General features: G+C 69.4%; 15 protein-coding genes. 7 read left to right on the top strand and 8 right to left on the bottom strand.

Going from position 1 to position 14,308, the window contains the following annotated elements:
• Positions 1 to 40: 40 nt before the first annotated feature.
• Both LR393_RS24710 and LR393_RS24705 read right to left on the bottom strand, forming a co-directional pair.
• Positions 41 to 832 carry an alpha/beta fold hydrolase gene (locus LR393_RS24710; protein WP_231487090.1) on the bottom strand — a complete coding sequence of 264 codons (792 nt, stop codon included), beginning with the start codon at positions 830 to 832 and terminating at the stop codon, positions 41 to 43.
• Between the two features lie 38 nt (positions 833 to 870).
• Positions 871 to 1,287, bottom strand: coding sequence for a MarR family winged helix-turn-helix transcriptional regulator (locus LR393_RS24705; RefSeq protein ID WP_231487089.1), 417 nt, complete (start codon positions 1,285 to 1,287; stop codon positions 871 to 873).
• 121 nt (positions 1,288 to 1,408) lie between these two features.
• Here LR393_RS24705 and LR393_RS24700 point away from each other — a divergent pair, with 121 nt between their 5' ends.
• The 4 genes from LR393_RS24700 to LR393_RS36645 all read left to right on the top strand — a co-directional run bounded on the left by LR393_RS24700 (position 1,409) and on the right by LR393_RS36645 (position 4,477).
• Positions 1,409 to 2,266, top strand: coding sequence for an oxidoreductase (locus LR393_RS24700; RefSeq protein ID WP_231487088.1), 858 nt, complete (start codon positions 1,409 to 1,411; stop codon positions 2,264 to 2,266).
• Between the two features lie 140 nt (positions 2,267 to 2,406).
• Positions 2,407 to 3,153 carry an SDR family oxidoreductase gene (locus LR393_RS24690; RefSeq protein WP_407937347.1) on the top strand — a complete coding sequence of 249 codons (747 nt, stop codon included), beginning with the start codon at positions 2,407 to 2,409 and terminating at the stop codon, positions 3,151 to 3,153.
• 18 nt (positions 3,154 to 3,171) lie between these two features.
• A complete protein-coding gene (locus LR393_RS24685) occupies positions 3,172 to 3,531 on the top strand; it encodes a nuclear transport factor 2 family protein (RefSeq protein WP_231487087.1) in 360 nt (119 codons plus the stop codon).
• 109 nt (positions 3,532 to 3,640) lie between these two features.
• Positions 3,641 to 4,477 carry a patatin-like phospholipase family protein gene (locus tag LR393_RS36645; RefSeq protein ID WP_231487086.1) on the top strand — a complete coding sequence of 279 codons (837 nt, stop codon included), beginning with the start codon at positions 3,641 to 3,643 and terminating at the stop codon, positions 4,475 to 4,477.
• A 228-nt stretch (positions 4,478 to 4,705) separates the two neighbouring features.
• On the opposite strand, the gene LR393_RS24675 is transcribed toward LR393_RS36645, so the two are convergent.
• Positions 4,706 to 5,320 (bottom strand): dihydrofolate reductase family protein, encoded by a 615-nt coding sequence (locus tag LR393_RS24675; RefSeq protein ID WP_231487085.1) that lies wholly within the window; start codon positions 5,318 to 5,320, stop codon positions 4,706 to 4,708.
• A 113-nt stretch (positions 5,321 to 5,433) separates the two neighbouring features.
• Between LR393_RS24675 and LR393_RS24670 the strand changes: the two genes are divergently transcribed.
• Together LR393_RS24670 and LR393_RS24665 are read left to right on the top strand one after the other, a co-directional pair.
• Entirely contained in the window at positions 5,434 to 6,738 is a 1,305-nt protein-coding gene (locus tag LR393_RS24670) for a hypothetical protein (RefSeq protein WP_231487084.1), read from the top strand.
• 57 nt (positions 6,739 to 6,795) lie between these two features.
• Positions 6,796 to 7,551: a histidine phosphatase family protein gene (locus LR393_RS24665; protein ID WP_231487083.1), complete on the top strand. Its 756-nt coding sequence runs from the start codon at positions 6,796 to 6,798 to the stop codon at positions 7,549 to 7,551.
• A gap of 12 nt (positions 7,552 to 7,563) precedes the next feature.
• Here LR393_RS24665 and LR393_RS24660 read toward each other — a convergent pair whose 3' ends face one another.
• From LR393_RS24660 to LR393_RS24645, 4 genes are read right to left on the bottom strand one after another with little or no spacing between them, the layout of a single operon-like run.
• A complete protein-coding gene (locus LR393_RS24660; protein ID WP_231487082.1) occupies positions 7,564 to 9,252 on the bottom strand; it encodes an ABC transporter ATP-binding protein in 1,689 nt (562 codons plus the stop codon).
• Positions 9,249 to 10,928: an ABC transporter substrate-binding protein gene (locus LR393_RS24655; RefSeq protein ID WP_231487081.1), complete on the bottom strand. Its 1,680-nt coding sequence runs from the start codon at positions 10,926 to 10,928 to the stop codon at positions 9,249 to 9,251. Before LR393_RS24655 ends, LR393_RS24660 begins: the two co-directional genes overlap by 4 nt.
• A gap of 17 nt (positions 10,929 to 10,945) precedes the next feature.
• On the bottom strand, positions 10,946 to 11,947 hold the full coding sequence (locus LR393_RS24650) for an ABC transporter permease (RefSeq protein WP_231487080.1): 1,002 nt from the start codon (positions 11,945 to 11,947) through the stop codon (positions 10,946 to 10,948).
• On the bottom strand, positions 11,944 to 12,858 hold the full coding sequence (locus LR393_RS24645) for an ABC transporter permease (protein ID WP_231487079.1): 915 nt from the start codon (positions 12,856 to 12,858) through the stop codon (positions 11,944 to 11,946). The genes LR393_RS24650 and LR393_RS24645 overlap by 4 nt, the downstream gene beginning before the upstream one ends.
• 410 nt (positions 12,859 to 13,268) lie before the next feature.
• On the opposite strand from LR393_RS24645, the gene LR393_RS24640 reads away from it, so the two are divergent.
• The gene (locus LR393_RS24640; RefSeq protein WP_231487078.1) at positions 13,269 to 13,823 is read left to right on the top strand and encodes a hypothetical protein; all 555 of its coding nucleotides are present in this window, start codon (positions 13,269 to 13,271) and stop codon (positions 13,821 to 13,823) included.
• A gap of 131 nt (positions 13,824 to 13,954) precedes the next feature.
• Here LR393_RS24640 and LR393_RS24635 read toward each other — a convergent pair whose 3' ends face one another.
• Entirely contained in the window at positions 13,955 to 14,209 is a 255-nt protein-coding gene (locus LR393_RS24635; RefSeq protein WP_231487077.1) for a hypothetical protein, read from the bottom strand.
• Between the last annotated feature and the right edge of the window lie 99 nt (positions 14,210 to 14,308).

The following is a 14,308-nucleotide window of genomic DNA, read 5'->3' as shown; positions in this document are numbered from 1 at the left end:
CATCTCTTGGCCTGATCACGAGCGGGGGGCGGCTTCGACATCAGCTGGGCTGGGTGATGAAGGCCCAGACCCGGTCGACCAGTAGGTCCGGGGTCTCGATCTGAGGCAGATGGCCGGTTTTCGGGAGCACCTCGAACTGGGCCCCGGGAATCGCGTGGGCGAGGGCCTTGCCGTACTCGGGGCCGGCGATCCGGTCGGCCTCGCCCCAGATCACGGCGGTCGGGGTGCTCACGGCGGAAAGGCGTTCCGCGAGCGTGGGGTCTGTCATCGTGGCGCCGGCGTAGAGGGCCAGGACCTGCCCGTTGGCCGCCATCTGCGCGCGTCGTTCGGGCGGGAGGACCGTCGGATCGATCCCGAACCGGGCCGGGTCGTAGTAGGCGTGCTGGGCCAGTTCGGCCGGGGAGAGACCGACCGCCACCGGATGCCCGGGCACCTCCAGCCCGACGCCGTCGACGATGACGAATCCGCTGACCCTCGAACTGTTGGCCAGGGTGGCCATTTCGGCGGTGATCCAGCCGCCGATCGAGTTGCCGACCACGGTGACACCGGTCAGGTCCAAGTGCTCGAGCAGGGCGATGTAGAGGGAAGCGAGATGGGGGACGCCGGTCAGCGCGTCCGGGCGGGTGGTTCCGTCGAAACCCGGGTGGATCGGCGTGATCACCCGCGCCGGGCGGCTCCCGGCCAGCCGGTCGCCCCACGGCAGCACCGTGGCCGGGCCGCCCCCGCCGTGCAGCAACAGCACGGGACGGCCCGTTCCGGTGTCGGTCAGGGTCACGTCGACGGCGCCGAGGCCGTCGACGGGGAGGTGAACGGTGTCGCTGGTCGTCTTCATATAAGGAACCTTAGATCCGTCTCTTCAACTAAGCAACCTTAGTAAGGGTCCGGGGTCGCCTTCCGCAGCAGCTTCTCGAGTGTGGCGCGCTCCCGGTCGGAGAGCTGCCCCACGGTCTCCCCGAGCACATCGTCCAGAATTCCGCTGCCCTTCTCCCGCAGATCCTCGCCGACGTCGGTGATTTCGTGCCGCACGGCCCGGCCGGGGCCGCTCAGGCGCCGTAGGAGTCCCCGGTCGATCATCCGTGTCGCGAGCGAGCCCATGGACTGGTCGGTCTGGAAGGTGAGCAGGGCCAGGGTGTGGAGCGAGGCGTCCGGCTGGTCGTGGAGATGCCGGAGCACGTCCCACTGCGCCAGCGAGAGACCCAGGGTGGCCAGCCGGGTGTTGGTCTCGCGATGGTGCCGCCACTGAAGACGTTTCACGGCCAGGCCCACATCCTGGAGGGAGGAAGTCATGCGTCCACTCTAATCTCCTGATCCTTATCTAAGGGTGCTGAATGACGAGGGTGGGTACTGCCGGTCCACCGGCTGTTCCGAGCACTACCTGGGTTTCCGCAGCCGCCGCAGGGTGGGTGTCATGACACAGAACAGCACCTACCCGATGGGCGATCTCACCGTGACCCGGATGGGTTACGGCAGCATGCAACTCACCGGCCCCGGCGTGATGGGCCCGCCGCCGGACCGGGACGGGGCCCTGGCCGTGCTGCGGGCGCTGCCCGGGCTCGGGGTCACCCACGTCGACACGGCCGGCTTCTACGGTCCGCACGTCACCAACGAGCTGATCCGCGAGGCCCTGCACCCGTACGACGACCTGACCGTCGTCACCAAGGTCGGCTACGACCGCGACGAGACCGGCGGCTGGGTTCCCGCGAACACGCCGGCGCAGCTACGGCAGCAGGTCGAGGAGAACCTGAAGCGCCTCGGGGTGGAAGCCCTGGACGTGGCCAACCTGCGGCTCGGCGACCCGATGGCGAACCCGTCGCAGGGCTCGATCGCGGAACCGTTCGCGGCCCTGGCGCAGATGCAGGCCGAGGGCAAGATCCGCCACCTCGGGCTGAGTGTGGTGAACGCCGCGCAGGTCGCCGAGGCCCAGACCCTGGCCCCGGTCGTCACCGTGCAGAACCTCTACAACATCGCCCACCGCAGCGCCGACGACGCGCTCATCGATTCCCTGGCGGCGCAAGGCATCTCGTTCGTGCCGTTCTTCCCGCTGGGCGGTTTCAGCCCGTTGCAGTCGTCGGTGCTCAGCGGGGTGGCGGAGCGGCTGCACACCCGCCCGGCGGCCGTGGCCCTGGCCTGGCTGCTGCAGCGCTCGCCCAACATCCTGCTCATCCCGGGCACGTCGAGCGTGGCGCACCTGCGCGAGAACGTCGCCGCGGCCGACCTGGTGCTCGACGAGGCGACGGCGAAGGAACTGGACGCCATCGGCGCCTGAGCACCCCGCGCAAAACCTGCCGTGATCATGCAAAGTCTCCCCGGTGTTCTAGAACTCTGCGCGAGAGAGTTCTAGAACACCGGGGCCACTTTGCATGATCACGAAGAGGAGAGGGCTTTGAGGGCCCAATCGACCGTGGCGTGCAGCTGCTCCCGGGTCGCCCCCGTCGAGGCGTGCACCGCGTTGCCCTCGCTCACCACCATCACGTAGCGGGCCATGGAGCTCGTGTCGGTGCCGGGCGGCAGGTCGCCCTCGTCCACCGCCCGGGCCAGCCGCTCGGCCAGGGCCTGCTCCCCGGTCCGGCGGCTGGCGGCGAGGAACTCCTGGGGGTCGCCGGCCAGCCCGCCCCGGATCGAGAGGCAGCCGGCGGCCAGGGGCTGGACATCCTGTTCGCCAACGCCGGTGGCGGTGAGTTCGCCGCTCGCGAGGACATCACCTGGGAGCACTACGCGAGCACGTTCAACACGAACGTCGGCGGCACGATCTTCACCGTGCAGAAGGCCCTGCCCCTGCTCAGCGCTGGGGCCTCGGTCATCATCACCGGTTCCGACATCGACGTGAAGGGCAGTGCGTCGTTCAGTGTGTACGCCGCCACCAAAGCCGCGCTCCGGTCGTTCGCCCGGTCGTGGGCGGCGGAACTGGTGGGGCGCCAGATCCGGGTGAACCTGGTCGCGCCCGGCCCGATCGGCACCCCCGGCCTGCGGGGCCTGGCGCCCGACGCCGGCGCGGCCGACGCGCTGCTCGAGGGCATGGCCTCGGGCGTCCCGATGGCCCAGCTCGGTCGGCCGGAGGAGATCGCCGACACCGTGCTGTTCCTCGCCGGTGACAGCAGTAGTTTCATGACCGGCGCGGAGCTCTACGTCGACGGTGGCCAGAGCCAGATCTGACAAGGGAGAACGAGAATCATGGACGAGACGGTCACCACTCTGATGCGGGCGAACCTCATCGAGATCTTCGGGCAGCGCGACGCCGCCCTGCGCGACGCCGCGGCCCGGCGCACTTACACCGAGGACATCGTGTTCGGTGACCCCGAGGGCGAGGTCACGGGCATCGACGCGGTCGTCGGCAAGGCCCAGGCGCTGCTCGACGGCGTGCCCGCCGACTTCGTCTTCGCCGAGGTGGGCCCGCTCTACGCCGGAGCCGGCGAGGCGGCCCTGGCCTGGACCTTCGGTCCGGCGGGCGGTGAACCTGCGGTCCGGGGCATCGACATCGCCACGATCACCGACGGCCGCATCAGTCACCTGCGGACGTTCCTGGCCGGCTGACCCTCCATCCTGTTCGTGATCATGCAGAACCTCCCCGGGGAGGTTCTGCATGATCACGGGAGGGCGATGGCGGCTGGTGCGTATGGCCCGGGTCGGGTGAAATGGGACCGTGACCAACGCTCTTGTGCTCGGTGCCGGTGGACCCCTCGGTATTGCCTGGCAAGCTGGCCTGATCAGCGAGCTCGGCTCCCGGGGCGCTGATCTGTCCACGGCCGATTTCGTGCTCGGCTCCTCGGCCGGGTCGGTGGTGGGCGCGACCCTCGCCGCCGGGCGGGATCCCCGGGGTCTGGTGGAGCACGTCTCCGTTCCGCTGCCGGTCCCCGGCGGCGGCGCGGGCGACATCTTCGCCGAGCTCTCCGCCCTGGCCGCCACCCGGCCCGACAACCCCCTGGCCGCGATCGTCGACCACGCGTTCGTCGCCGACACCGTCGACGAGGCCGCATGGGTGAAGCAGCCGCTGTTCGCGTCGCTGGCCGGGGTGCCCTGGCCGGCGACGTTCCACTGCGTGGCTGTCGATGCCTCCAGCAGCAGCCTGCACCTGTTCCACACCGGCTCCGGAGCCGACCTGCCGAGCGTGCTCGCCGCGAGTTGTGCTGTCCCGGGCATGTTCCCGCCCGTCACCCTGAACGGTGAGCCACACATCGACGGCGGCCTGTTCAGCCCCCTCAACGCCCAGCTGGCCGTCGGTCACGACCGGATCGTGATCATCTCCTGTTTCCCCCTCACCGACCTCCCCGAGCAAATGGCCCCGGTCGCCCAGGGGCAGCTCTCCGAGGTGGAAGGCCTCCGGGGAGCGGGCAGCCAGGTGCGGCTCATCGACCCCGACCAGGAGTTCCGCGAGATCAGCGAATGGGGCGCGGCCGTCATGGACAGCTCCCGGGCTGTCCGAGCCTTCGAGGCCGGGGTGAACCAGGCCGGCCGTCTCGACCTCGAAGGGCTCTACTGAACCGGGACCGCGTCAAGGCGGCACAGCTCGTGAACCCGGCGGGCGTTATCCCGCGCCTCGCCGACGAAAGCCAGTGTGTGGAGCGCCTTGGCATCGCTCGCGTGCGCCAGGCGCAGCATCAACCGCATGGTGGTGTTCTTGCCGGCCCCGTTCGGCCCCGTTCGGCCCCGTTGGCCTCGGGAACCTGGTCACCGACCCCGGGCGCACGTCGACTGATATTCTCCGGCCTCACTCGCCCATGGTGCCGTAGCCCGGGGCGGTGCCCAGCGCGTCGTAGGTGAGCTGGACGGCGCCGCTGGGGTAGCTGACGGATTCGGTCAGTCGGAGGGCGGCGGGAACCGTGCCCTCGCCGAACACCCGGGTACCGCTGCCGAGCAGAACCGGGTACTGCCAGAGGTTGAGCCGGTCCACCAGACCCAGGCGCAGCAGGGACTGCAGCAGACCCAGGCTCCCGATGACGTGGACGGCCTCGTGCCGCAGCTTGACCTGCGCGACGGCCCCCTCAAGACCCGGGTCCAGCAGGTGGGAGTTCTGCCAGGTCAGCGGTGCCTTCAGGGTCTGGCTGGCGACGTACTTGGGGACGCGGTTGAGCAGCTCCTTGAAGGGGCTGTCCACCGGGGTGGTGGGCCAGTAGGCGGCGAAGATGTCGTACGTGCGGCGGCCCAGGAGCAGGGCGTCCATTGTTCTGGCCTGTTCGAAGATGGCTTCACCGGAGGTTTTTTCGGCGAAGGGAGCCTGCCATCCGCCATGGGTGAAGCCACCCGCGGGGTCTTCGTCCGGGCCACCGGGTGCCTGCGCCACCCCGTCCAGCGTCACGAACTCGGTCACGACGATCCGGCCCATGGGTATCTCCTCGAAGTCGGTGATGCGTCGGCAGAGTAGACCGTGCCACCCCGCGGAACTCATCTCTCCGGTGATCACCGGCCCATCCGGTCGGACCGGAAGAATGGCCCACCATGACGCCTGAGTCGTCCAGCGACAGCGGACAGCAATCTGGTCTCCCGGCACTCACCGAGTTCGCGATGCGTGATCTGCCGTCGATACCGCCAGGGACGACGCCGTACGCCACCGCCGCCACTGCGGGAAAGAGCATCAGGACGGTGAAAGGAGCTCCCCGGCCTCAGCGGGTGGAACTACGGTCCGAGCTGGAAGACCTGACCCGGCCACCGGAACGTCCAGCCTCGGGGGTCGATGACCAGGACTGGAGTTGGTGCACGTCGCAGAGCCGCAAGTGGTCGACGGCCCAGAAGGAATTCGAGGGCCGGGCCTGGAGGAAGGCGCTCGCTCTCGTGCAGGTGGGCGCCATCCGCCTGGTGTACGAGTTCCCGGCCGACCTGGCGCGGGACACCCCTTTGCGGTGGGACCCTCATCCGCGGCTGCTCGAAGGGCATCAGGCACGCCGGTCGGACGCCAGAGACGGCCGCGCGCGACTGCGTGATCAGGCGGATGCGCTCGCAGACCGGCTGGACCCGGAATGGCCCGGTGTGGCAACGGCTCTGCTGGAGACAGCACCGGGATCTCTGCTCGAGTGGACGGTGCGCGCGGCCACCGATCTGGAAGCCGGACGACGGCACGGCTCGGCCCGGGCGTTCGTCCAGGCGCACGCCCACCACACGAAGGTACGTGAACGCGTCGCCCAGGAGTTCATCCGGGCCGGGTTCGACCTGGATGCGCTCACCCGGCTGGGCATCAACCGAAGTCCGTACGTAGGTCTGGCCGGACCGATGGCGGCGACGCTGCCCACCGGTGTGACGCAGGACTTCACGGGTTGGCCGGGCCCGCAGGACGTTCGGCTCTCGCCCCGGCTTCCCGTCACCGTCTCGGTCACCGTGGGAACGCGGGTGCTCGTGGTCATGGAGAACCGGCAGGCGGCTGAGACCGTCTGCGACGAGTTCCCGCATGTCGCCCTCATCTGGTGCCACGGTCAGCCGCCGGCCCCGGTGCTCGAGGTGATCGCGCAGGCGGCCCTCGGCGTCGAGAGGGTTCTGATCTGCCCGGATGCGGATCTGGGGGGAATCCGGATCGCCGACCGGATCGACCGGGGGCTTCCCGCCCGGGTCGAACGCACGGTCATCGACGTCGGTCGGGAGGAACACGAGCCGGGGGCGCCGTTCTCCGAGCCGACCCGGCGCCGGATCGCCGCGCAGGCCACCGGGACCGGTGCTGTGGCCGCACTGGCTCGCGGATGCCTCGATCGCGGTTACCTGGTCGAGCAGGAGGCACCCATCCGGATCGCCGTCGAACGGGCCCTCACCCAATGACCTTTCCGGTGACCGCATCGATGCCGGCCAGCCGGTGCCTGTGCTTGACTGAACTGCATGCAGCTCGTTCTGGTCCGTCATGGTCAGTCGGCCAACAACGCCCATTTCACGGCCGAGATGGCCAGGCAGCAGGCGCGCGAGAAGGCCGCGGCCGAGGGTGCGCAGATCGTCGAGGAAGTGGTGGGCTGTCCGGCGCGGGTTCCGGATCCCGCGCTGACCGAGCTGGGCATCAGGCAGGCCCAGGCACTGGGTAAGGCGTTGGCCGACGGGCGTCTTCCCTTCGTCCCCACCCATCTGTACGCCAGCCCGACCCTCCGCGCGGTTGCGACGGCCCGCCCGGTGTCGGAGGCGAGTGGTCTGCCGGTGGTGTTGCTGCCCGATGCCTACGAGGTCGGCGGCATCCAGGACATCGACGAGGAAACCGGCGTCCGGGTGGCCCATCCCGGGGCGACGCTGGAAGAGCTGGAGCGGCACGGCGGCGAGCTGCGGGCGCCGGCCGGCCTGTTCCCCGGGGCCGGTCAGCCGTGGCCCGGTGGCTTCGAGCCGGACCTGGAAGGTGCGCTGCCGCGCGCCCGGCGGGTGCTGTCCAGCCTGTTCGCCGCCCACCGCCTGGACGACGTGGTGGTGCTGGTCAGTCACCAGTTCTTCGCGCAGTTCCTGCTCGCCGCCGCCCTGGGCTGGGATTCCCCTCCGTGGATGCGTTTTCGCGTGGACAACACCGGTCACCTGTCGTTGCGGCTGGAGCCCGGGAAGGTCGTGACCGAGTGGGTCAACCGGGCTGATCATCTCGAGCCGGCGGACGTGACCAACTGACGGAACGATGAGTCACGGCTGGGTGGTCAGCTCGTACCAGGCCTGGCGGCGCCTGCGCTGGAGCGCGGGATCGGCGACGGGGGCGGCGGCCAGCAGACGCTGGGTGTAGAGCTGCTGCGGCGCTCGCAGGACACGGGCGGTGGGGCCCTGTTCCACGATCCGGCCGTGGTGCATCACCGCCACCCGATCGGCCAGTTGCTCGACCACGGCCAGGTCGTGGCTGATGAACAGGCAGCCGAAGCCGAACCGGGTCTGCAGGTCTTTCAGTAGCCGGAGGATGGCGGCCTGGACCGAGACGTCGAGGGCGCTGGTGGGTTCGTCCGCGATCAGCAGGGCCGGGTTCAGGGCCAGGGCCCGGGCGATGGCTACGCGCTGACGCTGGCCGCCGGACATCTCGTGGGGGTAGCGGCCGGCGAAGTCGGCCGGTAGCCGGACCGCGTCCACCAGCTCGGCGACCCGCTGCTGGAGGGCGGGGCCGCGCAGATCGCTGTGCAGGGTGAGGGGTTCGGCGATACTGGCGCCGATCGTGTGCCGGGGGTTGAGCGACGAGGCCGGGTCCTGGAAGACGATGCCCATCCGGGTCCGGATGCCGCGCAGGGTGCGTGCTCCCCGAAAAGCTTTGCGGGATGCGGCGGCCACGTCGATACCGGCCACTTCGAGCCGGCCCGAGGTCACCGGGACCAGGCCGGCCAGAGCCCGGCCGATCGTGGACTTGCCGGAGCCGGACTCGCCGACCAGGCCGAGCACCTCCCCGGCCTCGATGTGCAGGTCGATGCCGTCCACGGCGCGCACCGCACCGGCGCGATGCCGCCCCTGGTAGGTGACCACGACGTCCTCAATTCTCACCAGTGCGGTGCCGTCGAAGTCGGTGCCGGGGGAATCGGGGGAGTCGAGACTCAGCTCGGGCAGGCGGGGCACGGCCTGCAGAAGATTCTGCGTGTACTCGTGCTGGGGTGCTTCGAAAATGTCTAATACTGGCGCAGTTTCGACCACCTCACCGTCTTTCATCACGACGACGTCGTCGGCCAGGTCGGCCACGACGCCCATGTCGTGCGTGATCAGCAGGATCGCGGTGTCGAGGCGCCGGCCCAGGTCACGCAGCAGTTCCAGGATGCCGGCCTGCACCGTGACGTCCAGGGCGGTGGTGGGTTCGTCCGCGATCAGCACGACCGGGTCGCAGCTGATCGCCATGGCGATCATCGCCCGCTGGAGCTGGCCGCCGGAGAGTTCATGGGGGTAGGCGCCGGCGATCCGGGCCGGATCGCTCAACCCGACCGTGGTGAGCAGACGGACGACCTGGTCACCGGCGTCGCGGCGCGACACCTCCCGGTGGGCCCGGATCGCCTCGGCGATCTGCGCGCCCACCGTGAAGACCGGGTTCAGCGCGGTCATCGGCTCCTGGAAGATGGTGCCGATCTCACCGCCCCGCACCTGACGGAGCCGGGCGGGGGTCGTCCCGAGCAGCTCCTCACCGTTCAGCCGGATACTGCCGCCGACCCGGGCGTTGTCGGGAAGCAGCCCGAGCACGGCCGTCGCGGTGACGCTCTTGCCGGAGCCGGACTCACCCACCAGGGCCAGCACCCGTCCGCGGTGCAGCTCGAAGGCCGTACCGCGGACGGCAGGCACCAGCCCCCCGTCGGCCTCGAACGAGACGGTCAGATGGTCGACGGCGAGGACTGGAGCCTGCGGGGAGCTGGTCACTTGGACAGTGAGACCTTCAGGTAGTTCGGGTAGGCCGGGAACGGGGTGACGAAGAAGTTCTGCACGTTCGATCCGTGCAGGAACGAGTTCTTCTTGAACAGCAGCGGCACGACCGGGGCGTCCTGGAGGATGCGCTTGTCGGCCTGCGCCCAGAGCTTCTCGGCCTGGGCCGGGTCCGTCGCCGCGCTGGCCTGCTGGATCAGGTCGTCGACCTCGGGCTCGGAATAACGGGACAGGTTGAACCCGCCGCCGCCGATCTCACTGGAGGCGAACAGCGGCTGGATGTTGCCGTTGGCGCTGGGGAAGTCGGGCTGCCAGCTGGCCAGGGCCAGGTCGTAGTCGCCCTTGTCGGAGGTCACGTCGGCGTACCAGGCGTCGGACTCCTCGGACTTGATCGTGACCTCGATACCGGCCCGCTTCAGGCCCTGCTGGATGGCCTGCGCCTTCAGCACCTCCACCGGGTCGCTCTCGACCAGGAGGGTCAGGGACAGCTTCGGGTTGCCGGCGTCTGCCAGCAGCTGCTTGGCCTTGTCCACGTCGCCGCTCTCACCGGCGGGGTACAGGTCGTAGTCCTGGCGACCGGCGATGCCCGGGGTGATGAGCGTGGTGGCGGGCTCGCCACCGATCGATCCACCCACGGCGATCTGGAAGGCCTTCTTGTCGACGGCGTACTCCAGCGCCTGCCGCACCTTGAGGTCGTCGAGCGGCTTGTGCTTCACGTTGATCGCCAGGTAGGCCAGAGCACCCGCGTCCGACGTGACCAGCCGCGACTTGGCATCCGCGTTGCTCTGGATCTGGGAGAGCTGCGCGGGCGGGACGAACGAGGCCTGGAAGGCGTTCTTGTCGTCGCCGGAGTCGGCGATCAGTTTCTGGGCCGCGACGGTGTCGTCCTGGCCGAGCTGGAACGTGATCTTGTCCGGTCCGGCGGTGCGGACCTCGTCGGTGGACTGGTCCCAGTTCGGGTTCCGGCTCAGGGAGAGCGTGGAACCCTCCTTGTAGGAGTCCACCTGGTAGGGGCCGGACGAGACCGGATGCTGGCCGTACTCCTGCGGTTTCGCGTCGGCCGACTTCGGGACCGGTGAGAAGGCCGGCATCGACACGATCCAGGGCCAGTCACCGTAGGAGACGTTCAGGTGGAAGACGATGGTGGTGTCGTCGGGGGTCTCGATCGAGTCCAGGTCGCCGTCGGTGTAGGGGCCCTGGTACTTCTCCCCGTCCTCCAGCAGGCTCTTGTGATAGCCCAGGCCGCCGGAAAGCTCCGGTGCGAAAGACCTCTCGACGCCGTACTTGACGTCTTGCGAGGTGATCGGGCTGCCGTCGGAGAACTTCAGGCCGCTCTTGAGGTGGTAGGTCCACGTCTTGCCGTCGTCACTGGGGGTTCCGGTGTCGGTGGCCAGGTCGGGAACGGCCTGGGCGGTCTTGCCGGGCTCGATCTCCCAGCTCGTCAGCCGCCGGTTGAACAGGCCCAGCGTGGTGATGGCCAGGTTCGAGCTCTTGGCCGGGTCGAGCGTCACCGTGGACGAGCTCGTGAGAATGGTCAGCTCGCCACCCTTCTGGGTGGACGACGTGGTGCTCTGACCGGCGGTGTCGGAGTCGGAGTTGGCATTGCAGGCGGTCAGCGCCAGCGCGGCGGCGACTGCCACCGCGGCGACGCTCAGGGAGGGACGACGACTCATCAGGTATCCAATCCTGGTTATCCGGATGTCTCCGAGACACGGGGGTCGAGCGCGCCGTAGACGACATCGACGGCGAAATTGGCGAGCACGACGAGAAAGGCGGAGAAGAGCACGGTGCCGAGCACGAGCGGCAGGTCGCCGGTGCCCACGGCCTGCAGGAGCAACGATCCGAGGCCCTGCATGCTGAAGACGCGTTCGGTGATGATCGCGCCGCCCAGGAGTTGCCCGAGGTCGGAGCCGAAGACGGTGACCACCGGGATGAGCACGTTGCGCAGGGCGTGCCAGCCGACCACCTTGCGCTCGGTCAGTCCCTTGGCCCGGGCGGTGCGGATGTAGTCCTCCTCCAGCACCTCCAGCATCTGCCCACGGGTGAGGCGGGCGTAGACGGCGGAGGTGAAGAGCGCGAGGACGCACCACGGGAGCACCAGGTGCCAGGCCCAGTCCACGGGGCTCTCGGTCAGCGGGACGTATCCGCTGACCGGAACCAGGTCGAGGGTGAAGCCGAACAGCAGGATGCCGAGAAGACCGAGCAGGTAGACCGGCGCCGAGACCCCCGCGACCGCGAAGGCCATCGCGGACCGGTCGATCGCCGTGCCCTTCCGGACCGCGGCGAGCACCCCCAGGCTCACTCCCAGCACCAGCCACAGCGCGGCCGCACCGATGGCGATCGAGAAGGTGACCGGGATCCGGGCCCAGATCAGCTGCGTCACCGGCTGGTTCAGCTGGAACGAGTACCCGAAGCAGGGCGCCGAGCAGTGCACCGCGGCCGGGCCTCGGCCGAAGCTGCGGCCCCGGAAAATCCCTGCCACGAAGTCGAGGTACTGCTGCCACCAGGGCTTGTCGAACCCCATGAAGGCGCTCGCCTGGGCCAGCCCGTCGGGTGTGCAGGGCTTGCCGCACGACATCTGGGCCGGGTCGGAGGGCAGCAGGAAGAACACGGCGTAGGTCAGCAGGCTGATCACGACCAGCACAGCGAGCATGCTCACCAGCCGGCCGGCCAGGAATCTCGTACGCCTCACGGCCGGGCACCTGCCTCCGGACGGCGGCGGACCGAGCGGGGATCGAGGAGGTCACGCAGTCCGTCGCCGAGCAGGTTGAACGCCAGGGTGATCGCGAACAGGGCCCCGCCGGGGAAGACCAGGAACATCGGGTCGGTCTGCACCCAGCCGACGCCCTCGCCGATGGACCGGCCCCAGGACGGCGTCGGGGCCGGCACCCCGACCCCGAGGAACGACAGGGCCGCCTCGACGCCGATCAGGCCGGGGATGAGGATCGTGGTGTAGACGATGATCGTCACGCCGAGATGGGGCAGGATCTGCCGCACCAGCACGTGCCCCGGCCCGGCGCCCATCGCAGTCGAGGCCACTACGAACGTGCGGTGTTTCAGGGCCAGGGTCTGACCGCGCACCACCCGGGCCACGGTCGGCCAGCCGAAGGCCCCGATCACCAGCACCACCAGCCAGGTACGCGGGAACTTCGCGGAGACGACGGCCCCCAGGGCGATCATGAAGACCAGGTAGGGAAAGCCGTAGAGGACGTCGATCGCGCGGCTGACCAGCCGGTCGTACCAGCCGCCGAAGAACCCGGCGGTGACGCCGACCAGGACACCGATGAGCATGGCGATCACGGTGGCGGCCAGCCCGACGGTCAGCGATGTCTGGGCGCCGTGCGTGACGATGGCGAAAAGGTCGCGGCCAGTGAGTGGTTCGACCCCGAACCAGTGCGTCCCGCTGATCCCTCCGCCGAAGCCGACCGGCCTGCCGGTGTCGTCCAGCGCGTCCAGGTGGTACGTGTACGGATCCTGCCCCTCGACAGCGGTGAGCGCCGAGGCGGTGGCGGCGACGAGCAGGAACCCGGCGACGACGACCCCGCCCGCGACGGCCCAGCGGTCGGCCAGGAACTGCCGGGGGTGGCGCCTGGTCCTCATCATCTTCCGATCACGGTACGAATGGTGCGATTGGTTCACGCGAGCAACCGCTATCTGAGCACAACCTGACAATGTCGGTCAAGAAAGTAGGAAAAAAATGACAGGCCACGCTGAGGGGTTCACAGGCAGTTAACCCCGCACCGCTCGACGTTCGCAGAGACCCGACCGGACCTGTGCACAATCGGCGCGATGCCTGCGTCCCTCCTTCCGAACCGCCGTATCCTCCTGCGCGCCGCCCTCGCCGGCTCCGCCGGTCTGGCCGCCGGGCCCGCGCTGCCCTCCGGTCCGGTCCGGCCTCCGCCGCCCCGCTCACCGCAATCGCCACCGGCCAGGCGTTCACCGACTCCTACACGACCAACATCGCCGCGAACGGCACCGCCGAAACCAACGCCGCCGTTCGCATTCGGGGCGCCATGAGCCAGCTCTGGAACACCGGCAGCGCCTGGAACGCCGGCACCGTGCTCTCCGCCCGGTGCTGCGCGCGAACCATGCAGCACATGGCCCGGATTACGCGCACCCGCACCCGCACCCGCACCCAGGCCCAGGCGGGACGGGCCTTCCTCGCCGACCGTCAGCACCAGAGTTACGCGTCCATCGCCGGACTGGGCCCGCTCGCATCCCTGTACCGGGAGGGCGCGCTCGCCGTCACCGGTATCACCGAGATCCCGTCCGGCACGTCGGCGACCAAACTGGAGGACGCGGTCCCGGCCGGCGCCCCGGTCGGCTCGGCTCTGGGTGCGGGGTCGGCCGACTCCGCCCTCGGACAGGTCGTGACCCTGGTCAACCGGCTACGCGGAACTACTCCGATAGCTGTTGCGGTGTTGGCTCTTCCCATCCCGTCAGCGGCCGCCGTACGGATCAAGCCTGTCGGCCCGCGCGCCACGAACACGGAGTTCTTCGACGTGGTCGGCAGCCGCGACGCCGCGGTCGGGCGCTTCAAGATCCGCAGAACGTGGTCGGCCAGGTGATGCGCGAACTCGACCGTGCCACCCCCGGCCCAGTTTCGTCACCGGCCGGGTCAACGCCCGGACTGCCCGCCGGGCCGGGATCGCCCCGCGCCGGCTCACCCTGGCCGTGCTGGGGCGGATGTTCTCCTGAGCTACAGGCCGAGCCGGCGCTTGATCGACTCCTGGGCCTCGACGTCCGCCGGATCTTCTGTCCAGAGGCCGATCTTGTCCCGCAGACGTCGAAGGTCGCCCCGCGACTCGACCCATTCCTCGGTGAAACCGCAGCTGGAACAGATGAATCGGGTGATGGACACGGCCCGCAGGCCGATGGTGATGACATTGCCCGGGGCGACGACCCGGATGAGGTCCGACCCCTGACACTTGGGGCATGTCCCTGAGTTCTTCACGCGGGCATTCTGATCACGGCCGTTGAGGAGCGCGACTCGGTGTGCCTCCGCATCCTCGTCACCTGGCCTCGCGACACGCAGGCTGAGCGCCTGTATCTC

The organism is Kineosporia mesophila (assembly GCF_021129235.1).
Lineage (GTDB): Bacteria > Actinomycetota > Actinomycetes > Actinomycetales > Kineosporiaceae > Kineosporia > Kineosporia mesophila.
This window is presented reverse-complemented; position numbering and strand designations above follow the sequence as displayed.

What these genes read in the sequence shown, in the direction of transcription:
- LR393_RS24710 (WP_231487090.1), bottom strand. Translation starts at nt 832, where the DNA reads ATGAAGACGACCAGCGACACCGTTCACCTCCCCGTCGACGGCCTCGGC.
- LR393_RS24665 (WP_231487083.1), top strand. Translation starts at nt 6,796, where the DNA reads ATGCAGCTCGTTCTGGTCCGTCATGGTCAGTCGGCCAACAACGCCCAT.
- LR393_RS24685 (WP_231487087.1), top strand. Translation starts at nt 3,172, where the DNA reads ATGGACGAGACGGTCACCACTCTGATGCGGGCGAACCTCATCGAGATC.
- LR393_RS24675 (WP_231487085.1), bottom strand. Translation starts at nt 5,320, where the DNA reads ATGGGCCGGATCGTCGTGACCGAGTTCGTGACGCTGGACGGGGTGGCG.
- LR393_RS24705 (WP_231487089.1), bottom strand. Translation starts at nt 1,287, where the DNA reads ATGACTTCCTCCCTCCAGGATGTGGGCCTGGCCGTGAAACGTCTTCAG.
- LR393_RS24645 (WP_231487079.1), bottom strand. Translation starts at nt 12,858, where the DNA reads ATGATGAGGACCAGGCGCCACCCCCGGCAGTTCCTGGCCGACCGCTGG.
- LR393_RS24700 (WP_231487088.1), top strand. Translation starts at nt 1,409, where the DNA reads ATGACACAGAACAGCACCTACCCGATGGGCGATCTCACCGTGACCCGG.
- LR393_RS24640 (WP_231487078.1), top strand. Translation starts at nt 13,269, where the DNA reads ATGAGCCAGCTCTGGAACACCGGCAGCGCCTGGAACGCCGGCACCGTG.
- LR393_RS24655 (WP_231487081.1), bottom strand. Translation starts at nt 10,928, where the DNA reads ATGAGTCGTCGTCCCTCCCTGAGCGTCGCCGCGGTGGCAGTCGCCGCC.
- LR393_RS24670 (WP_231487084.1), top strand. Translation starts at nt 5,434, where the DNA reads ATGACGCCTGAGTCGTCCAGCGACAGCGGACAGCAATCTGGTCTCCCG.